The 20,574-nt window shown below is 35.4% G+C and carries 17 protein-coding genes, 1 rRNA gene and 1 riboswitch; of the genes, 1 reads left to right on the top strand and 17 read right to left on the bottom strand.

Features of this window, described 5'->3' with window-relative positions; all coding sequences use genetic code 11:
- Window positions 1–127: 127 nt before the first annotated feature.
- The 4 genes from B7R65_RS17855 to pcrB all read right to left on the bottom strand — a co-directional run bounded on the left by B7R65_RS17855 (window position 128) and on the right by pcrB (window position 6,297).
- Window positions 128–1,330 carry a CamS family sex pheromone protein gene (locus tag B7R65_RS17855; protein WP_088044201.1) on the bottom strand — a complete coding sequence of 401 codons (1,203 nt, stop codon included), beginning with the start codon at window positions 1,328–1,330 and terminating at the stop codon, window positions 128–130.
- Window positions 1,331–1,411: 81 nt separating this feature from the next.
- The gene (gene ligA, locus B7R65_RS17850) at window positions 1,412–3,412 is read right to left on the bottom strand and encodes an NAD-dependent DNA ligase LigA (RefSeq protein ID WP_088044200.1); all 2,001 of its coding nucleotides are present in this window, start codon (window positions 3,410–3,412) and stop codon (window positions 1,412–1,414) included.
- 15 nt (window positions 3,413–3,427) lie between these two features.
- Window positions 3,428–5,599 (bottom strand): DNA helicase PcrA, encoded by a 2,172-nt coding sequence (gene pcrA / locus B7R65_RS17845; protein ID WP_088044199.1) that lies wholly within the window; start codon window positions 5,597–5,599, stop codon window positions 3,428–3,430.
- A complete protein-coding gene (gene pcrB / locus B7R65_RS17840) occupies window positions 5,599–6,297 on the bottom strand; it encodes a heptaprenylglyceryl phosphate synthase (protein WP_088044198.1) in 699 nt (232 codons plus the stop codon). The genes pcrA and pcrB overlap by 1 nt, the downstream gene beginning before the upstream one ends.
- Window positions 6,298–6,538: 241 nt before the next feature.
- Between pcrB and B7R65_RS17835 the strand changes: the two genes are divergently transcribed.
- On the top strand, window positions 6,539–6,796 hold the full coding sequence (locus tag B7R65_RS17835) for a YgaP family membrane protein (RefSeq protein ID WP_179194914.1): 258 nt from the start codon (window positions 6,539–6,541) through the stop codon (window positions 6,794–6,796).
- A gap of 102 nt (window positions 6,797–6,898) precedes the next feature.
- On the opposite strand, the gene purD is transcribed toward B7R65_RS17835, so the two are convergent.
- From purD to rrf, 13 genes are all read right to left on the bottom strand, one after another.
- Window positions 6,899–8,164, bottom strand: a complete 1,266-nt coding sequence (gene purD, locus B7R65_RS17830; protein ID WP_088044196.1) for a phosphoribosylamine--glycine ligase — start codon at window positions 8,162–8,164, stop codon at window positions 6,899–6,901.
- A 19-nt stretch (window positions 8,165–8,183) separates the two neighbouring features.
- Complete coding sequence (purH, locus tag B7R65_RS17825) at window positions 8,184–9,719, bottom strand: bifunctional phosphoribosylaminoimidazolecarboxamide formyltransferase/IMP cyclohydrolase (RefSeq protein WP_088044195.1); 1,536 nt, start codon at window positions 9,717–9,719, stop codon at window positions 8,184–8,186.
- A 50-nt stretch (window positions 9,720–9,769) separates the two neighbouring features.
- A complete protein-coding gene (gene purN, locus B7R65_RS17820) occupies window positions 9,770–10,336 on the bottom strand; it encodes a phosphoribosylglycinamide formyltransferase (protein ID WP_088044194.1) in 567 nt (188 codons plus the stop codon).
- Complete coding sequence (gene purM, locus B7R65_RS17815; RefSeq protein ID WP_088044193.1) at window positions 10,333–11,373, bottom strand: phosphoribosylformylglycinamidine cyclo-ligase; 1,041 nt, start codon at window positions 11,371–11,373, stop codon at window positions 10,333–10,335. Before purM ends, purN begins: the two co-directional genes overlap by 4 nt.
- Window positions 11,374–11,463: 90 nt before the next feature.
- Entirely contained in the window at window positions 11,464–12,876 is a 1,413-nt protein-coding gene (gene purF, locus B7R65_RS17810) for an amidophosphoribosyltransferase (protein ID WP_088044192.1), read from the bottom strand.
- Entirely contained in the window at window positions 12,861–15,080 is a 2,220-nt protein-coding gene (gene purL / locus B7R65_RS17805) for a phosphoribosylformylglycinamidine synthase subunit PurL (RefSeq protein WP_088044191.1), read from the bottom strand. The genes purF and purL overlap by 16 nt, the downstream gene beginning before the upstream one ends.
- Entirely contained in the window at window positions 15,064–15,747 is a 684-nt protein-coding gene (purQ, locus tag B7R65_RS17800) for a phosphoribosylformylglycinamidine synthase subunit PurQ (protein WP_088044190.1), read from the bottom strand. Before purQ ends, purL begins: the two co-directional genes overlap by 17 nt.
- Entirely contained in the window at window positions 15,744–15,998 is a 255-nt protein-coding gene (gene purS / locus B7R65_RS17795) for a phosphoribosylformylglycinamidine synthase subunit PurS (RefSeq protein ID WP_088044189.1), read from the bottom strand. Before purS ends, purQ begins: the two co-directional genes overlap by 4 nt.
- On the bottom strand, window positions 15,986–16,708 hold the full coding sequence (gene purC, locus B7R65_RS17790; protein WP_088044188.1) for a phosphoribosylaminoimidazolesuccinocarboxamide synthase: 723 nt from the start codon (window positions 16,706–16,708) through the stop codon (window positions 15,986–15,988). Before purC ends, purS begins: the two co-directional genes overlap by 13 nt.
- Window positions 16,709–16,834: 126 nt before the next feature.
- Window positions 16,835–18,130 (bottom strand): adenylosuccinate lyase, encoded by a 1,296-nt coding sequence (gene purB, locus B7R65_RS17785; RefSeq protein ID WP_088044187.1) that lies wholly within the window; start codon window positions 18,128–18,130, stop codon window positions 16,835–16,837.
- Window positions 18,127–19,275 carry a 5-(carboxyamino)imidazole ribonucleotide synthase gene (purK, locus tag B7R65_RS17780; RefSeq protein ID WP_088044186.1) on the bottom strand — a complete coding sequence of 383 codons (1,149 nt, stop codon included), beginning with the start codon at window positions 19,273–19,275 and terminating at the stop codon, window positions 18,127–18,129. The genes purB and purK overlap by 4 nt, the downstream gene beginning before the upstream one ends.
- The gene (purE, locus tag B7R65_RS17775; RefSeq protein ID WP_088044185.1) at window positions 19,272–19,757 is read right to left on the bottom strand and encodes a 5-(carboxyamino)imidazole ribonucleotide mutase; all 486 of its coding nucleotides are present in this window, start codon (window positions 19,755–19,757) and stop codon (window positions 19,272–19,274) included. The genes purK and purE overlap by 4 nt, the downstream gene beginning before the upstream one ends.
- Before the next feature lie 119 nt (window positions 19,758–19,876).
- Window positions 19,877–19,978: riboswitch (purine riboswitch) on the bottom strand.
- 478 nt (window positions 19,979–20,456) lie between these two features.
- Window positions 20,457–20,572, bottom strand: a 5S ribosomal RNA gene (gene rrf, locus B7R65_RS17770).
- Between the last annotated feature and the right edge of the window lie 2 nt (window positions 20,573–20,574).

Genomic DNA, 20,574 nt, shown 5'->3' with positions numbered 1-20,574 from the left:
GTAGATTTAACTACGTAATAAAAAACTCACAATTACATAATACATTATTCCTATATATACTTCAAATAGGAAACGCTTACAGAAAATTGGCAAAAATAAAGAAAAAGGAAGAGGTAAATCCTTCCTTTTAGTTATAAATATGCACGCTTGGTTCTTTCGCGTCGACCTCTTTTACAATGAGTGCTTCTTGTCCATTCGCTGAGAACACATTGGTCTCAACCTTTAGATATGAAGGGAAATGATCCATCATTAATCCTGCTACATATTGAGTAAAAGCAATGACCTCTGCTTTACTATAAAATTGCATAGGGATATCAATTTTTAGTTGTATTAATTCATTATCTTTATAAAAACCAGTACCTACAACTCCAGTATAATTCGGAAAATAATTTTCGATATCTGATTTAAAATTCACCATTTTCATTGCATCGTCACGATAATCTCTCGTTGCAGCTGCTGAAGGGAATAAATAATACTTTTCATTTATTTTATCCCATCCACTAATCGAACTTTCGTTACCTGATACTGTTGCCTTTGCAACATAAGTTCCAGGTACAACAGAAGATTGCTTTTGTTGACGGAAAATAGCAAACGTAATTGGAATATTTCTAAATTCATCCATCTTACGTAGTCTAGTCAAAATTTCTTGAGCCATTGCTTTACCTTGTTTTAGCATCTCACTTTGAGAAATTTCAAGTTCTCTAGGATAACCATGTTCTTCTTGATAATAATAAACTGAGTTCATTGCCAATCCGATTGCAACACCTTGAAGTTTGACTTCTTTTCCACTTTTTTTCAAATAATCTTGCTCTAAAATATGATTTAAATAAATTGGTGCTGCTTCAGCTTTCTTATCAGCACTCAAACTCTTCGAAGTATTTTCAATTGGATTTAATCCATCATTATTAATTGTCTTATTTAAACCAGCGTTTTTGTTTGCATTTACTTTTTCTTTATATTGAGCAGGAGTGTATTTCCTTTTCAACCATGATTCTACTGTTTTTTTATCTAATAATTGACCTTCTTGATATAAATAATCTTTTGTTGAGTATTGATCTTGTACAACTCTCATTAATCCCAATTCAAATTCATTTATATCAAGTCGATTATCGATATTCGAAACGACAGCACCTCTTGTTTTACTTGGTTTAAAAGGAAGTATTGTCTTATAGTAATCATTTGAAATTGAGTAACGAGGTATTATTGCATCTTCCCCGTTTTTATTTTTGCCGTTCTCTTGTACTACCTTATCTTCATTCTTTAATGATAATGAACATCCAGATAAGACAAGAGAGAGACAACATAGGAGTATTCCTATTCGATTTTTCATTTTACTCACACCTCTATTTATTAAGTGGACGAATTTTTGGATTAGTCGAAAGCTCGCCCTCTAGTTGTCTTAAAGAGTTACTTATTGTGGTTGAAGTTCTTTAACCATTCTTTCTTCGTCCCACACTTCGATATTTAATTTACGTGCAGCGTCAAGCTTTGATCCAGCCGCTTCTCCTGCAATAACTAAATCCGTACTCTTACTTACACTTCCGGCAACTTTTGCACCTAGTGCCTCTAATTGTTTTTTAGCTTCACTTCTCGTCATCTGTTCTAGCTTACCAGTTAATACAACAGTTTTACCAGCGAAAAGAGAATTTGTGTCGATATTTTCGATTTGAATTCCTTTATATTCCGTATTTACGTCAACTGATTTAAAAGTTGCAATCAATTCTTTTACTTCATCTTGTGAAAAATAATCATTAATGGATTGTGCCATCTTAGATCCTATTTCATTAATACCAGTTAATTCTTCAACTGACGCTTCCATAAGATGATCGATTGTTTGGAAATGACCGGCTAAAGTTTTTGCGGCTTTTGCTCCGACATGTCGAATACCAAGCCCAAATAATAATTTTTCTAAAGAATTCTCTTTTGAAGCTTGTATTGCAGAAATTAATTTATCTGCCGATTTTTCCCCAAATCTTTCTAACGATAATAATTGTTCTTTTGTTAAATGATACAGATCTGTAAATGTTTTTATAAGCTCCGCATCAAATAATTGTGAGATGACTCTTTCACCTAAACCATCAATATTCATTGCATCGCGTGATGCAAAATGAATTAACCCTTCACGGATTTGTGATGGACAAAACGGATTTACACAACGTAATGCAACCTCACCTGCTATTCTTAGTAACTCATGATTACAAGAAGGACAGTGAGTTGGCATTGCAAAAGGTTGTTCTTCACCAGTACGACGATCTATTAAAACATTAACAACTTCTGGGATTATGTCCCCAGCTTTTCGGATAACTACCGAATCACCGATGCGGATATCTTTTTCTTTAATTAAATCTTCGTTATGCAACGAAGCTCGTTTAACAACTGTCCCTGCAACTCGGACAGGTTCCAATATAGCAGTAGGAGTTACAACACCTGTTCTACCTACGCTTAATTCAATATCAACTAATTTAGTAACTACCTCTTCAGCTGGGAATTTGAATGCAATTGCCCATCTTGGTACTTTAGCTGTTGATCCCAATTTCTTTTGTGTACTATATTCATCAATTTTGATTACAATCCCATCGATCTCATATGGTAATGAAGGACGTTTTTCTTTCCAACCTTCTATATAATCAATAACCTCTTCAATTGAAGTGCATGTTTTTCGGTGAGTATTTGTCTTAAAACCAAGATCATGAAGATAATCTAATGCTTCACTATGCTTTTGAATTGAAAATTCTTCAGCAGTTGGAAAACCATATACAAAGAAAGATAAATCTCTCTTAGCAACGATTTTAGGATCTAGCTGACGTAAGGATCCCGCTGCGGCATTTCGAGGATTCGCAAATAACTCCTCACCATTTTTTCCACGCAGTTCATTTACTTTTTCAAAGCTTGCTTTAGGCATGAATGCTTCTCCGCGAGCTTCAATAGAGATTGGCTCAGATAGTCTTAATGGTATTGCTTTAATCGTTTTTAAATTATGTGTTATATCCTCACCAACACTACCATCTCCACGTGTAGCACCTTTGACAAATAGTCCATTTTCATATTGTAACGAAACTGCTAAGCCATCGATTTTCAACTCACATACGTATGAAACTTGATCAACATCCTGACGTACTCTTTGATCAAAATCTTTTAAATCCCCTTCATTAAAAGCATTTCCTAAGCTTAACATTGGATGGCTGTGCACAACTTTTTCAAACAAGTCAATGGCTTGGCCACCAATACGCTGAGAAGGAGAATCCGGAGTTACCAATTCCGGATATTTTCCCTCCAAATTAATTAACTCATGAAGAAGACTATCATACTCAGCATCTGATACTGATGGGTTATCTAAAACATGATACTCATAGTTGTATTTACTTAATTTATTTCGTAATTCTTCTATCTTATCAATGATTTTTTGATCCATGAGCTACCATCCTTTCTAGGCTTTCGTAATCGGAGCAAATTTAGCTAATAAACGCTTAATTCCTATAGGACTTGGGAAAGCAATATCTAATTCCATTGCTTCTCCTTCTCCTTTAACACTTACAACTGTTCCAGTTCCCCATTTACCATGAGAAGCTTTGTCTCCAACGCGCCATCCTAGTGATTCCCCACCTGTTGTTTTCATGACAGGACGAGAGACTGCACGACGTTCAGCCACTACTTTTTTATTCATACGATCTAATAATTCTTCAGGAATTTCATTTATAAAACGAGACTCTTGGTTTACGCTTGTACGACCGTATAGTGTACGAGTTTGTGCATTCGTAATATATAACTGCTTCTCCGCTCGAGTAATCCCAACGTAAGCAAGTCTTCTTTCTTCTTCCATTTCTTCTTCATCCATTAATGAACGGCTATGCGGGAAAATTCCTTCTTCCATTCCAATTAAGAATACGACAGGGAATTCAAGTCCTTTTGCTGAATGTAGTGTCATTAAAATTACTTCATCAGATGTATCCTCATCTTTATCAGCTTGGTCAATATCTGAAACAAGCGCAAGGTCCGTTAAAAATGAAACAAGACTCTTATCTTCGCTGCTCTCTTCAAAAGAATTGGTTACTGTTAAAAACTCTTCAATATTTTCAATTCTTGAAGCAGATTCAATTGTATTTTCATCTTTCAACATTTGAATATAACCAGTTTTTTCAAGCACTTCTTCTACAAGCTCAGTTACAGATAAGTACTCTTGCATTTGTTGCCAGTTTTTAGTCATATTATGGAATTCACCAATAGCATTTGTAATTTTTGCACTTAGTCCAACAAAGTCAATTTGCTCTAATGTATCCGATAATGAAAGATCATTTGCAATACTATAATTGATAACTTTATCTACTGATGTAGCCCCTACACCACGTTTTGGTACATTTATAATTCTGGAAAAACTAATTTCATCATTTGGATTTGCAATAAAACGTAAATATGCTAAAAGGTCTTTAATTTCTTTTCGATCATAGAACTTTACTCCACCAACCATTTTATAAGGAATATTAGACTTAACTAAAACTTCCTCCATCGCACGTGATTGAGCATTTGTACGGTAAAGTATAGCCACATCACTATATTGGTGTGCGCCTTCTTTTTTCCACTCTGCTAATTTTCCTGCAACAAAATAACCTTCATCTTGTTCAGATGCGGCTCTAAAATAATTAATCGTGTTACCTTGTCCATTTTCAGTCCATAGTTTCTTTGGTTTACGATTAGAATTATTCGTAATAACAGCATTTGCTGCATCTAGAATAGTTTGAGTTGAACGGTAATTTTGTTCTAATAGAATTACTTGAGCATTATCATAATCTTTTTCAAACGATAGAATATTTGAAATATCCGCTCCACGCCAACGATATATTGACTGATCAGAATCACCAACAACACAAATATTTTTAAATTGCTCCGCAAGCAATTTTACAATCTTATATTGAGCATGGTTTGTATCTTGATACTCATCGACATGGATATACTGGAACTTTCTTTGATAAAACTGTAATACTTCAGGTACACGCTCAAATAAGGTAATCGTCATCATGATTAAATCATCGAAATCCAATGAATGATTTTTGCGAAGTCGATCTTGATAAGATGCGTAAATTTCACCTACTACTTTCTCATATGGTGTAAATGCATCTCTTGTATAATCATTTGCAGTTTGCAATTCGTTTTTCGCACTACTAATTGAACCTAAAATACTTCGAGGATCAAATTTTTTCGAATCTAGATTTTTCTCCTTTAGAATGTTCTTTATAACAGTTAACTGATCTGTTGTATCTAAAATTGTAAAACTTCGATTAAAGCCAATACGATCAATATCTCTACGAAGAATACGAACACACATTGAGTGAAAAGTTGATACCCAAATGTCTTCTGCATCCTTTCCGACTAAGTTAAATATTCGTTCCTGCATTTCTCTTGCAGCTTTATTTGTAAACGTAATAGCAAGTATATTCCAAGGAGCGACGCCTTTTTCTCCTAACAAATAAGCAATACGATGTGTAAGTACTCGAGTTTTACCTGAACCAGCACCAGCCATAATTAATAAAGGGCCATTTACTGTTTTTACAGCTTCTTTTTGCATTGGGTTCAGACCATGTAATAGTTCTTCTGCTGTTTTCATTACTTTGTCGCTCCTTCTTTTACAGCTTTCACCGTAAGTAAAGCCTCATTTATATTTTCGTATATGATATTACCGACTACTATAGTATCTGCAAATTGTCTCATTTCGACAGCTTGTTTTGCTGAAGAAATACCACCACCATAAAATAATTTCGTTTGGTTTAACACTTTCGATACCTCTTCTACTACTTCTAAAGAACCGTAAGTTCCACTATATTCTAAATAAAAAACCGGCAGTTTTAGTAATTGCTCAGCAACTTCAGCATAAGCAACGACATCTTCAACAGTAAGATTCGTATTTGCTTTTGTCATTTCTGCGGCCTTACATTCAGGGTTTAAAATACAATATCCTTCCATCAATAATTCCTCAGAATGAATTAAATGACCAAATTCTTTCATTGCTTTTTGGTGCATTCCGACAATCCAAGTTGGATCATTACTATTTAGTACTGTTGGGATAAAATAAAAATCATAGCCTGGTGTAACAGCTTCAAGATTTGATACTTCCAAAACACATGGTACAGCGTAACGACGAATACGTACTAATAATGATAAAGTATCGTCTAATGTAACCCCATCTGTGCCTCCTACAAGAATTGCATCCGTTCCTGATTCACAGATTAACTCCAATACCTCATCTGAAATTTCTTTGTTAGGATCTAATTTAAAAATGTGATTCCATTGTGAATAATCGTACATCCTGTTCCTCCTCAATGTATTTAATTCATCTATTTTTATCTAGTAATTATTGTTTTTAAAAGGTACTGAAAACATAAATGTATTGTATCTTATAAAAAAGGAAAAGTAACCCTTACTCACCATTTTCAGGAATTAATGAAAATTGTTTCCAACTATAATGGAACAATTTCAGGGGAAAATGGTAAAGAGTGATGTTTATATTATTTTTAGTCACTGATTCTTATTATAAGGGGAGTTTCTGTTGAGACCAAATATTAGTATTGTTAATGCACTTGTTCGTATTACAGTTGGTTTTACTCTTGTAGCTTATGGCACAGCAAAACTCACACGTAAAAGATGTAGTAATTCCGTCATTTTTTTAGTTATGATTGGTGCCATGAAAATTGCTGAAGGAATACTGCGTTTCTGCCCTATGACTGCATTTAGTAAAAAATGTATGATTATGGTAGATAAGCATAATGAGGATGATTCGATCGAAGAATTCGTTCAACCTTCATAAAAGTAGTTTATCAAAACTATAGTTGATTGTATAGACGATATAAGAACATTAGTTCGTTTTTACAAAAAAAGGGCCGTCTCAATTGGACGACCCTTAACATCTTTAATTTTTTACTTTTATTGCTTTATGGGCAATATCATGACGATAAAATAACCCGTTTGATTCAATATTATTAATTTGTTTATAAACTTTTTCACAAGCGTCGTTTATAGTTCTTCCTTTATGAGCAATGATTAGAACTCTACCACCATTTGTAACAAACTCATCATTTTCGAGCTTCGTACCTGCATGATAAACTAGAGCATCTTTACTTACCAGTGGAAGGCCATTGATGATTTTGCCTTTTTCAGGTGCTTCAGGATAGCCTGTAGCTGCAAGTACTACACCAACAACTGCGTCGGTTGACCAATTCAATTTTATTTCCTCATTATTTAGCATCGCTAACATAATTTCAGCAAGGTCGCTTTCTAAACGTGGTAACACAACTTCCGTTTCCGGGTCACCAAATCTCGCATTGAATTCAATAACTTTTGGACCTTGGGCTGTAAGCATTAAACCTGCGTATAAAATACCAGTAAAATCACGGCCTTCACTTATCATAGCTTCAGCAACAGGAACCACGATATCACGAACAGAATTTTCTACAATTGTTTGAGAAATCTGAGGAACTGGAGAGTATGCACCCATCCCGCCTGTATTAGGACCTTTATCACCGTCATATGCTCGTTTATGATCCTGAGCAATGACCATTGGATAAACCTTATTACCATGTACAAAAGACATTAATGAAAATTCTTCACCCTCTAGATACTCCTCAATGACAACAGAAGCACTAGCATCGCCGTATTTATCATCTAAAAGCATATCATGAAGACTGATAATCGCTTCCTCAATTGTCATTGCAACGACTACACCTTTACCCGCTGCTAAACCATCAGCTTTAATAACGATTGGAGCTCCTACTTTTTCAACATAGGCTTTAGCATCATTAAAATCTGTAAACGTTTCATATGCAGCAGTTGGGATATTGTATTTCTTCATTAAATCCTTCGTAAAGCTTTTACTTCCTTCGATTATTGCTGCTTCTTTTGTTGGACCAAAGATTTGTAGATTTGCAGAACGAAATTCATTAACAATTCCTTCCATTAATGGACCTTCTGGACCAACAATTGTTAAGTCAATTTTCTCTTTTTTTGCAAATGCTATTAGTGCTTCATGATCACCTTCATCGATATTGACAAGTGTTGCAACATCAATCATTCCATCGTTTCCTGGAGCAACAAATACGTCTGTTACATTCTCTGATTGATTTACCTTCCATGCAATTGTATGCTCACGACCACCGCGACCAATGACTAATACTTTCATCTTGTCATCTCCTTATATCTTAATGTTTAAAGTGACGTACGCCCGTAAAGACCATTGCGATTCCATATTCATCTGCTTTTTTTATGGAATCTTCATCTCGGATTGATCCACCTGGCTGAATAATTGCAGTAATACCTGCTTTAGCTGCAGCCTCAACAGTATCACTCATAGGGAAAAATGCATCTGAAGCCAATGCAGATCCAATCGACTTTTCTCCAGCTTGATCGATAGCTATATTTGCGGCACCAACACGATTCATTTGTCCAGCACCTACACCAATTGTCATGTGATCTTTTGCTAAAACAATCGCATTTGATTTAACATGCTTTACAACTTTCCATCCTAGTTTTAAGTTTGCCCACTCTTCTTCAGTTGGTTGACGTTTAGTTGGTACCGTAATAGTGGCATCTTCAAAACCAAATGTATCCATATCTTGTCGAAGTAAACCACCATGTACAGTAGTTAGTTTTGGAGAAAATGTTGGATTTGTTCCAAAATCAACTGTTAGTAATCGTAAATTCTTTTTACTCGTTAGAACTTCCATTGCTTCTTCGCTGAAAGAAGGTGCAATAATGATTTCTAAAAATAGTTCATGCATTTTCTTTGCAGAAGCCACATCAACTTCACGATTTGTAGCAATAATACCTCCGAAAATAGAAACTGGATCAGCCGCATATGCTCGATCATATGCCTCTTCAATCGTAGTTCCTTCTCCTACTCCACAAGGATTCATATGTTTAACTGCTACAACTGCAGGATTCGTAAATTCACGTACAATATTTAACGCTTCGTTCGCATCATTTATATTGTTATAAGAGAGCTCTTTACCATGTAATTGATTGGCAAAAGCAATTGAAGATTCAGTTGGCATTGGAGTGCGATAAAACTTTGCATTCTGGTGAGGGTTTTCACCATAGCGTAAAGTTTGTTTTAATTCATAAGTAACTGTATAACTTTCTGGATTTTCTTCCCCTACTTGCTCAGTTAAATAATTCGAAATTAATGAATCATATGCTGCAGTATGACGGAAAACTTTTGCTGCTAATCGGCGATTTGTTTCAATTGAAACTGAATTCTTTTCAATTAATTCTGCTAAAATTACATCATAGTCTGCAGGATCAACAACTACAGATACAAATTCATGATTTTTAGCTGCAGAACGAAGCATTGTTGGACCACCAATATCGATATTTTCAATAGCGTCCTCAAATGTTACATCTGGCTTCATAATTGTTTCTTTAAAAGGATATAAGTTTACACATACTAAATCGATTGGTTGGATACCTAGTTCATTCATTTGTCGCATATGTTCCTCATTCGAACGAACACCTAGCAAGCCACCGTGAATTGATGGATGTAACGTTTTTACACGTCCATCCATAATTTCTGGAAAATTAGTAACTTCAGAAATTCCAATTACATTTAATCCTGCTTCTTTTAATAAATTGAAGGTTCCACCTGTTGAAATAACTTCGAAATCTTGCTTAATTAATCCACTTACAAATTCAATAATCCCTTTTTTATCTGAAACACTAACTAAAGCACGCTTTTTCATGTTCTTTGCCCCCAACTGTAAGAATTCATGTTATCTATCACTAATTAATTCTAATTATTAAATAATTTTTTTAATGTATTTACATATAAAACATGTTCAACTTCATGGACTTTTCGTTCTAGCGATTCTTTTGAGTCCCCATTTTCAATGAGAATTTTTTCTTGAGCAATAATTGGACCAGTATCCATTCCTTCATCAACAAAATGAACCGTTACACCTGTTGATTCGACACCAGCTTGCAGAGCTTGACCGATTGCGTCTTTTCCAGGAAATAATGGTAGAAATGAAGGATGAATATTAACGATTTTCCCGGGAAATGCGTCTAAAATTGTCGGACCAATTAATCTCATATAACCTGCTAAAATGATAAATTCGACATTTAGCTCTTTAAGATGAGCAATAACTTCAGTTTCGTATTGTTTTTTTGATTCATAATTTTTTGCAGAAAACACAAACGAGGGAATTCCAGCTTGTCTTGCTCTCTCAATACAATATGCATTTGGGCGATCGCATACTAGCAATTGCATCGAGGCATTCATTTCCCCACTCTTAGTTGCATCAAGAATTGCTTGAAAGTTGCTCCCATTTCCTGAAGCAAATACGGCAATTTTCTTCATTCCAGAGAACCTCCACCAAAAGTGACTCCTTCACCTGAAGTCGTTCTTCCGATAATAAATACTTTTTCTCCGTCTTTTTCTAATAGGTTAATAATGTCATGTAAATTCTCTTCACGAATCGCAAGAACCATTCCAATTCCCATATTAAAAATATTAAACATTTCTTCTCGTTTAAGTTCACCGATTTCTTCTAACAAATCAAAAATTGGTTGAATTGGCCAAGAACCATAATCGATTTCTGCACCTATACCTTCTGGAAGCATTCTCGGAATATTTTCAATAAAGCCTCCACCAGTAATGTGAGCCATCCCTTTTACATCAAAGTTTTTAAGTACGTTTAAGATCGGTTTTACATAGATTTTAGTTGGACGAAGTAGTTCTTCGCCTAACGTATGCCCTAGTTTGTCAATATGTTGATCAAGTGTTAATCCGCCCTTTTCTAACAACACTTTACGAACTAAAGAATAACCATTACTATGAATTCCGTTTGAAGAAATTCCTAATAAAATATTTCCTTCTTGAATGTCTTGTCCTGTTACTAGTTTTGATTTATCTGCAATACCAACTGCAAATCCAGCAATATCATACTCATTTTCAGGATACATACCTGGCATTTCTGCAGTTTCTCCACCAATTAGTGAGCAACCTGCTTGTATACAGCCTTCCGATACACCTTTAACGATCTGTTCAATACGTTCAGGTACCGCTTTTCCAACCGCTAAGTAATCTAGGAAAAATAATGGTTCTGCTCCTTGAACTACAATATCATTCACACACATCGCGACTGCATCAATGCCAATCGTATCGTGACGGTCCATTTGGAAAGCCAATTTTAATTTAGTTCCAACTCCGTCTGTTCCTGATACAAGAACCGGTTCCTTATGATTGAATTTGGATAAATCGAACATTCCTCCAAATCCACCTAAACCACCAAGTACTTCTTGACGCATTGTTTTTTGAACGTGTTTTTTCATTCTGTTCACTGCTTCATAACCGGCTTCAATATCTACTCCGGCTTGTTTATATGCATTCGCCATGTGATGATTTCCCCTTCCGTTTCTCGTGAATTAATTCAAAAGAGACGACGACATTTGCTCGCCGCCTCTATTTTTATGACTTGTCTTTATTTAATTATGAGAATGTACTAACTCATTTTCATCATAGATTACTGTAGGATAACAACCTGTAAAACACGCCGTACATTGGCCTCTATTAGGACTAGCATGTTTTCTGCCAATCGCACCTAATAACCCTTCTAAACTAATAAATTCCAAAGTGTCTGCCCCAATTTCTTGACACATCTCTTCAACTGTTTTAGAAGCTGCAATTAATTCTTCTCTAGTCGATGTATCAATTCCGTAGTAGCAAGGATTTTTAATTGGTGGTGCACCAATACGAACATGAACTTCACTCGCACCAGCGTCACGAAGCATTTGTACAATTCTTCTGCTTGTTGTACCACGAACAATTGAATCATCCACCATTACAACACGTTTACCTTCGACGATTGAACGTACTGGAGAAAGTTTCATTTTTACACCTTGTTCACGTAGTTCCTGGGAAGGTTGAATAAACGTACGACCCACATATCGATTTTTAATTAAACCAATTTCATATGGAATACCAGATTCTTCAGCATATCCAATTGCCGCTGAAATACTAGAATCAGGAACCCCTATAACAACATCTGCTTCAACTGGAGCTTCATTTGCTAAAACTCGCCCCATATTTTTACGAGCAGCATGGACATTGATATTATCTATATTGCTGTCTGGACGTGAAAAGTAAATATACTCCATACTACAAATCGTATGATCGACTGTCGATGTAAATTGATCCGTTTCAATTCCATTATCAGAAATAATAAGTAACTCCCCAGGATTGATATCACGGATATATTTCGCACCAACTACATCAAATGCACAAGTCTCTGAAGCAACTACATACGCATCACCCATCTTAGCTAAAGCTAAAGGTCTAAATCCATTTGGATCAAGCGCAACATACATTGCATCTTCTGTTAATACTAAGTAAGCGAATGCTCCTTTAATCATATTTAAAGATGCTTTAATGCAATCTTTTAACGGTGCAGATCCATTTCGTTTGATTAAATGTGCAAGTACTTCTGTATCTGATGTTGTTTGAAAAATACTACCTTGCATTTCTAAATCTTTACGCAATCTTGATGCATTTACTAAATTCCCATTATGAGCAAGTGCAATGCTTCCTGTATGCGAATGAAATAAAAGTGGCTGAACATTTTCATAACCTCTGCCGCCAGCAGTTGGATAACGGACATGGCCGATAGCTGCTTTCCCGTGCAAATCATTTAATTGACCTTTACTAAAGACTTCTGCAACTAAGCCTTCACCTTTTGCACCTTCAAGTTTATTTCCGTCAGTGACAACAATACCTGCGCCTTCTTGCCCTCTATGTTGCAAGCTATGAAGACCATAGTAGGAAATTTGGGCAGCATCTGTATGCCCCCAAATCCCAAAAATTCCACACTCTTCATTTAGTCCTTTTATTTCAGCAAGCATGGGATCGCCTCTTTCCAAGCGTGTTTTAATTCTTCTACTGTTGCGTGAAGTACTGTTTCATTTTTTTCATTGCGTATTGTCACTGAAGTCTCTTCTGTAACTGTCCCGATTAATTTTGCATCGACCATTGCTTCAAATTGTTCTTTATGTTCTGGTTTAACAGAAAGTAAGAAGCGAGATTGAGTTTCACTAAATAATGCAATAACCTCGTTACCTTCGATTGTAATAGCTGCTCCAATTTCAGTTGGACCAAATGTGCTTTCAGCAACCGCAACACCAAGACCACCTTCTGAAATGTCATGTGCAGAAGTAACTACACCTGCTTGTATTGCAGAAAGAATTTGCTCTTGACGATTTTTTTCAATAGATAAATTAATACTTGGTGCTTTACCAAAGATTTTTCCATTTAATAATTTCTGTAATTCGCTACCACCAAATTCAGCTTTCGTTTCACCAATTACATAAATTAAATCACCAGGAGTTTTAAAATTTTGTGTCGTAATATGATCCGTATCTTCAATTAATCCGACCATCCCAACTACTGGAGTTGGATAAACTGCTTCACCATTTGTTTCGTTATAAAGTGATACGTTTCCACCAATAACAGGTGTGCTTAATACATTACACGCTTCACTCATTCCATCTGTTGCTTTTTCTAACTGCCAGAAGATTTCAGGCTTTTCTGGGTTACCAAAATTTAGACAGTCAGTGATTGCAAGTGGACGAGCACCCGAGCAAATAATATTACGAGCTGCTTCTGCTACTGCGATTTTCCCACCAACTTCTGGATCTAAATATAAGTAACGAGCATTACAATCAGTTGTCATAGCAAGTGCTTTTTTCGTATCACGAATTCGAATGACCGCTGCATCTGAACCTGGTGCAACAACCGTGTTTGTTCTAACCATATAATCATACTGTCCGTAAACCCACTCTTTACTTGCGATTGTAGGCTGCGAAAGTAATTGCTTTAAAGTTTCTTTTGTATCTTTCATTTCAGGAACATAATTTTCCATCGATTGGAATTCACCGAAGTAAGCTGGTTCACTAGATGGTTTATGATAAACTGGCGCTTCTTCTGCTAGTGCATCAACTGGTAATTCTGCAACTACTTCACCTTTATGAATTAGACGAAGCATTTTGTCATCAGTTACATGACCAACAGAAACTGCATGTAAATCATATTTCTCAAATAACTCTACGATTTCATGCTCTCTTCCTTTTTCAACAACTAATAACATACGCTCTTGAGATTCTGATAACATCATTTCGTATGCAGTCATTCCCGCTTCACGTTGAGGAATTAGATCAAGATTCATCTCAATTCCCATACCTGCTTTTGATGCCATTTCTGCAGATGAAGAAGTTAAACCAGCCGCACCCATATCTTGAATGCCAACAAGCGCATCGTTTTGAACAACCTCCAAACAAGCTTCAAGTAGTAATTTTTCCATAAATGGGTCACCTACTTGAACTGCTGGACGCTTCTCTTCTGATGCATCTGACAATTCTTCAGAAGCAAATGTTGCTCCGTGAATTCCATCACGACCAGTAGATGCACCAACGTACATTACAGTATTACCAGCACCATGTGCCTGACCTTTTTTAATATCTTTATGATTAATTAATCCAACACACATTGCATTAACTAAAGGATTACCTTCATAACAAGGATCAAAATTAACTTCTCCACCAACGGTTGGAATACCAATACAGTTTCCATAACCTGCAATTCCTGCTACTACTTCTTCAAATAAATACTTTACTCTTGGAGTTTCTAACTCACCAAATCGTAAAGAATTTAAAAGTGCTACAGGACGAGCACCCATTGAAAATACATCGCGAATTATTCCACCTACACCAGTAGCTGCCCCTTGGTATGGTTCAATTGCTGATGGGTGATTATGACTTTCGATTTTAAAAACAACAGCCTGCTCATCACCTATATCAACAATACCAGCACCTTCACCTGGTCCTTGTAACACATGTTCTCCATTTGTAGGGAACTTACGTAAAAGAGGTTTAGAGTTTTTATAACTACAATGTTCCGACCACATTACTGAGAATAATCCAAGCTCAGTATAATTTGGCGCGCGTCCAATAATTGATTTTATTAGATTAAACTCTTCATCTGATAAGCCCATAGTGGCATAAATTCTATCATTTTCAATTTGCATTGGGTTTGGCTCAAGAAGTAACGACATGATTTTCCCTCCAGTTTCTTACAATCGAACGAAATAGTTGAAGTCCATCCGCACTTCCTAAAAGTGTATCAACAGCACGTTCAGGATGTGGCATCATTCCTAAAACATTTCCTTTTTCGTTTACAATTCCTGCAATATCATCTAAACTGCCATTCGGATTATTTCGATAACGGAAAATAATCTGATTATTATTTTTAAGAGATTCATATGTTTCTTGATCACAATAGTAATTTCCTTCACCATGTGCAATTGGTACAGTAATTACTTGACCTTTTTCATAGCCAGTAGTAAACATTGATTCATTGTTTTCAACAACTAGTTCAACTTGGCGACACATAAACTTAAGTTTTTCATTACGTCTAAGTGTACCTGGTAAAAGACCAGCTTCTGTTAAGATTTGGAATCCATTACATACTCCAAATACTGGCTTTCCTTCTGTAGCAGCTTTTTTTACTGCTTCCATCACATTGGCAAAACCTGCAATTGCGCCAGAACGTAAGTAATCACCATATGAAAAACCACCTGGCAATAAAATACCGTCAAATTCATCTAAATTAGTTGAATCATGCCAAACGTATTCTACTTCTTCGCCTAATTCATCTTTTATTGCATGATACATATCTACATCACAATTTGATCCTGGGAACACAATTACTGCAAACTTCACTGTGCGACTACCTCCTCTACCTCATAACGGTAATCTTCAATTACGATGTTTGCTAATAATTTTTCACACATTTCTTTAACTGAAGCATCTAAATCTGCAACATTTTTATCAATCAGTAATTCCATATATTTTCCGATACGAACATCTTGTACTTCGCTAAAATTCATGCTATGAAGTGCGTTTTTCACTGCGTTTCCTTGTGGATCTAAAACACTTTCTCTTAATGTAACGAACACTCTTACTTTGAACATGATAATCCCCCTAAGCGTTTTAAAATTTCTTCGTATCCATCTGTTAAGTTACCTAAATCTCTACGGAACACGTCTTTATCAAATTTTGCATTTGTCTCTTTATCCCATAATCGGCATGTATCTGGTGATATCTCATCTGCTAATAAAATTGTGCCATCATTTAACTTACCAAATTCTAATTTAAAATCGACTAATCGAACATTGCATTCATTAAAATGAACAACTAGTACATCGTTTACACGGAGAGCAATTTCTCTAATTATTTCAAGATCTTTTGTTGTTGCTAGTTTAAGTGCTGCAATATGGTCTTCATTTATAATCGGATCACCTAAATCGTCACGTTTGTAATAGAATTCAATGATTGGTTTAACTAACTCAGCCCCTTCATCTAAACCCATTCGTTTCGACAGGCTTCCAGCGACAATATTACGTACAACTACTTCTATAGGTACAATCGTTACTCGCTTAACTAGTTGTTCAAGATCTGATGTTTTTTCTACGAAATGAGTTTCAATACCTGTTTCCATTAACTTTGAAAATAGTAAACTAGTAATAGCATTATTTAAACGACCTTTTCCAGCGATTTCTGCTTTCTTTTCCCCGTTAAAAGCTGTTGCTGAATCCTTATATTCCACTCTTACTATTTCAGGATTATCTGTAGAAAAGATTCTTTTTGCTTTTCCCTCATACAACATTTCTTGCTCTACCATGTCAACAATGCCTCCCATATCCTCATATAAACACACAATAAAAATTTAGCTTGCTCATTCATTAATTTATTTGGCTAAAGTTCTCTATCTTTATTGAAGCTTTAGCCAAATGAATTATTTTGATTCTTAATTCAAACCTAAGCGTTCAAAGATTGTATCTACTTGACTTAAATGGTAGCTATAGTCGAAGCAATCATCAATTTCTTCCTGTGATAATAAAGAATTGATTTTTTCTTCTGCTTCAACAAGTTCTTTAAATTGCACTTGTGTCTCCCATGCTTCCATTGCTTTTGGTTGAACTGTATCGTACGCTTCTTCACGTGACATACCTTTTTCAATTAATGCTAGAAGTACGCGTTGAGAATAAATTAATCCATATGTTCGATCCATGTTGCGTTTCATATTCTCTGGGAACACCGTAAGATTTTTAATGATATTTCCAAAACGATTTAACATATAGTTTAAAAGAATTGTTGCATCAGGTAAGATAATTCTTTCCGCTGATGAATGTGAGATATCTCTTTCATGCCAGAGTGACACATTTTCGTATGCAGTGATCATATGCCCTCTAATTACACGTGCTAATCCAGTCATATTTTCAGAACCAATTGGATTACGCTTATGAGGCATTGCAGATGAACCTTTTTGGCCTTTTGCAAAGAATTCTTCTACTTCGCGAGTTTCACTTTTTTGTAATCCACGAACTTCAGTTGCAAACTTCTCAATTGAGGTTGCAATTAAGGATAATGTTGCCATGTAATGAGCATGACGATCACGTTGTAATGTTTGTGTTGAAATAGGAGCTGCTTGAAGTCCTAACTTCTCACAAACGAATTCTTCTACAAATGGAGGGATATTTGCGTATGTTCCAACAGCCCCAGAAATTTTCCCAACACGAACACTTTCAGTTGCCTGTTTAAAACGCTCAAGATTACGTTTCATTTCCTCTGTCCAAAGAGCAAGTTTTAAACCAAATGTTGTTGGTTCAGCATGTACCCCGTGAGTACGTCCCATCATTACTGTATATTTATGTTCTTTCGCTTTATTTTCAAGAATTCCAATAAAATTCTCTAAGTCGTTTAATAAAATGTCATTTGATTGACGTAATAAGTATGAAAGAGCTGTATCTACAACATCTGTTGAAGTTAAACCGTAATGAACCCATTTACGTTCTTCACCAAGTGTTTCTGACACTGCGCGAGTAAATGCTACTACATCATGACGTGTTTCTTTTTCTATTTCATAAATTCTGTTGATATCAAATGATGCTTTTTCTCTTAATACATTTACATCTTCTTTCGGAATATCTCCTAATTCAGCCCAAGCTTCACAAGCTAAGATTTCAACTTCTAACCACGCTTTAAATTTATTTTCTTCTGTCCAAATCGCTGCCATCTCTGGGCGTGAATAACGTTCTATCATTGAGTAACCTCCACCGGATTCTGTTTCCAAATTCCTAAATCTTCTACTTTTTTCATTGCTTCTTTAGTTGAACTTGCCATTATATTAATATGTCCCATTTTACGGCCTTTTTTACTTTCTTCTTTACCGTATAGGTGGACATTTAATGAGCTATCTTCTTGCATTACATTTATTACTTCTTCAATATGCTCCCCAAGTATATTTACCATTACAACTGGCTTTAATAAATCAGTGCTTCCTAATGGTAGATTACAAACTGCTCTAACATGTTGTTTAAACTGAGACGTTTCTGCTGCATTCATACTATAGTGTCCCGTATTATGTGGACGTGGAGCTAATTCATTTACATAGATTTGCTCATCATTCGTAATGAACAACTCGATTGCCAATACACCCACTAAGTGAAATGAACTCGCAATTTTCTCAGCGTATTTGTCTACTTTCTCTTTTACTGACTGAGTAATCTCTGCAGGAACAGTTGATGTGTGCAGTATTTGATTAATATGTACATTTTCAGCTATAGGGAATGTACATACGTTACCATCCAAATTTCTTGCGACAATTATTGACAATTCTTTTTCAAATTGAATCCATCCTTCAAGAATACATTGCTGCTGTTTGACTAAATTTAAAGCATCCTCAAAAGCTTCCTTTGATTTTAGTACGATTTGTCCTTTTCCATCATAACCACCAGTTGTTGTTTTTAAGACAGCTGGTAAACCAATAATTGAAATTGCTTCAAAAAACTGTTCTTCATTTTCAACTAAATGAAAAGGAGCTACTTGAATATCTATGTTTTGAATCGCAGTCTTTTCTGTTAATCTATTTCTTGTTAATTTCAACAACTCACTACCTTGTGGTAAATATGAGTTCTTTTCAAGGTATTCTAATGCTGCTACATCAATATTTTCAAATTCATATGTTATTACGTCACTAACTTCAGCTAATTGTTTTATTGCATTCAAATCTGAGTACTCTGCAGTAATCTCTATATCTGCAATTTGACCACAAGGTGAATTTGGCGTTGGATCTAATACAGCTATTTTATATCCCATTTCTCTTGCGGAAAGCGCCATCATTCTACCTAACTGCCCACCGCCGATAATGCCAATTGTTTGCCCTGGTAAGATTACTTTTTTATTCATAGTAACTCACTGCCTTCTGTTACTTGTTTTCTTGTATTTTCACGACGTGTTTCTAATGCAGCAAATATTTCTTGGTTATGAATACTTATAATTTGCGCTGCTAGTAATCCTGCGTTTGTCGCACCTGCTTTTCCAATAGCAACTGTAGCTACAGGTACTCCACCTGGCATTTGAACGATTGATAATAATGAGTCCATTCCATTTAATGCTTTTGATTGTACAGGTACACCTATTACAGGTAAAGTCGTTTTAGCTGCTACCATCCCTGGTAAATGAGCAGCTCCACCTGCTCCTGCAATAATTACTTGAATCCCGCGTTCTCTTGCAGTCTCTGCATATTCAAACATTAAATCAGGTGTACGATGCGCTGACACCACTTTTTTTTCATAATCTATTTTTAACTCGTCTAACACATCACATGCATTTTTCATTGTTTCCCAATCACTTGTACTCCCCATAATGACACCAACAACCGGTTTCATCTATTTTCCCCCAAGTAAAATTGCTGTATTTTATTTTTTTCCACAAAAAAAGCCTAGAGTAGTATTATCTCTATGATGAGAAAGATAATCTACCTAGGCGTATACAAATAAACGTACACGTGTGATTAACTTCCCCTCATAGTCCAGTAATTTAAGGTTACTAGGTAGAAACTTTTGGGCCATATTCCCAAATTTATATGAGGTTTTGCTAAACTTCCTATACTTATAGTAACAATTAACTGCTACTTTTTCAACAAAATATGAATGTTTTATTAAAAAAATATTTTAATGTTCGTGTTTTACTAATTATATTCTACTTTCCAGTGAATTTATTCCAAATATCACAATCTCTTTCATTATATTATGAACTAGCTAAATTACATAAGCTCTTTTTTAAGTTTCTGTGAATTATCTTATCGAATGATCCATATTTACAAATCTATTAAGAAATTAACATTGATAAACAATTGATATTCATGAGAACCAGCGTACTTATCTCAGACAAACTGCCAACTTTTTCGTTCGATTGTTCATTCCAGTATGACATAGGCTGACCATTTATCCACAGGATTGTCGTGGATTCTTTATTTTTAACTATAATTTTTTTATATTACAGAAACTAATTTTAAGGCACATGTAACAACTTATTTTTCAAAACACAAAAAAGACATCAGCTTATAGGCTGATGTCTTTCAATTAACCAGGCGACGTTCTACTCTCACAGGGGGAAACCCCCAACTACCATCGACGCTGAAGAGCTTAACTGCCGTGTTCGGTATGGGAACGGGTGTGACCTCTTCGCTATCATCACTTGATT

This window comes from Bacillus sp. EAC, assembly GCF_002156875.1.
Classification (GTDB): Bacteria; Bacillota; Bacilli; order Bacillales; family Bacillaceae_G; genus Gottfriedia.
The sequence above is the reverse complement of the archived record's forward strand: the minus strand, read 5'-3'. Positions and strand labels throughout refer to the sequence as shown.

Excerpts from the sequence above, each read along its gene's own strand:
- purL (WP_088044191.1), bottom strand. The coding sequence starts at position 15,080 with ATGTCGTTACTTCTTGAGCCAAACCCAATGCAAATTGAAAATGATAGA.
- ligA (WP_088044200.1), bottom strand. The coding sequence starts at position 3,412 with ATGGATCAAAAAATCATTGATAAGATAGAAGAATTACGAAATAAATTA.
- pcrB (WP_088044198.1), bottom strand. The coding sequence starts at position 6,297 with ATGTACGATTATTCACAATGGAATCACATTTTTAAATTAGATCCTAAC.
- purE (WP_088044185.1), bottom strand. The coding sequence starts at position 19,757 with ATGAAACCGGTTGTTGGTGTCATTATGGGGAGTACAAGTGATTGGGAA.
- purB (WP_088044187.1), bottom strand. The coding sequence starts at position 18,130 with ATGATAGAACGTTATTCACGCCCAGAGATGGCAGCGATTTGGACAGAA.
- purF (WP_088044192.1), bottom strand. The coding sequence starts at position 12,876 with ATGCTTGCTGAAATAAAAGGACTAAATGAAGAGTGTGGAATTTTTGGG.
- purD (WP_088044196.1), bottom strand. The coding sequence starts at position 8,164 with ATGAAAGTATTAGTCATTGGTCGCGGTGGTCGTGAGCATACAATTGCA.
- purS (WP_088044189.1), bottom strand. The coding sequence starts at position 15,998 with ATGTTCAAAGTAAGAGTGTTCGTTACATTAAGAGAAAGTGTTTTAGAT.
- purH (WP_088044195.1), bottom strand. The coding sequence starts at position 9,719 with ATGAAAAAGCGTGCTTTAGTTAGTGTTTCAGATAAAAAAGGGATTATT.
- pcrA (WP_088044199.1), bottom strand. The coding sequence starts at position 5,599 with ATGAAAACAGCAGAAGAACTATTACATGGTCTGAACCCAATGCAAAAA.
- purN (WP_088044194.1), bottom strand. The coding sequence starts at position 10,336 with ATGAAGAAAATTGCCGTATTTGCTTCAGGAAATGGGAGCAACTTTCAA.
- purC (WP_088044188.1), bottom strand. The coding sequence starts at position 16,708 with ATGGTAGAGCAAGAAATGTTGTATGAGGGAAAAGCAAAAAGAATCTTT.
- purK (WP_088044186.1), bottom strand. The coding sequence starts at position 19,275 with ATGAATAAAAAAGTAATCTTACCAGGGCAAACAATTGGCATTATCGGC.
- B7R65_RS17855 (WP_088044201.1), bottom strand. The coding sequence starts at position 1,330 with ATGAAAAATCGAATAGGAATACTCCTATGTTGTCTCTCTCTTGTCTTA.
- purM (WP_088044193.1), bottom strand. The coding sequence starts at position 11,373 with ATGGCGAATGCATATAAACAAGCCGGAGTAGATATTGAAGCCGGTTAT.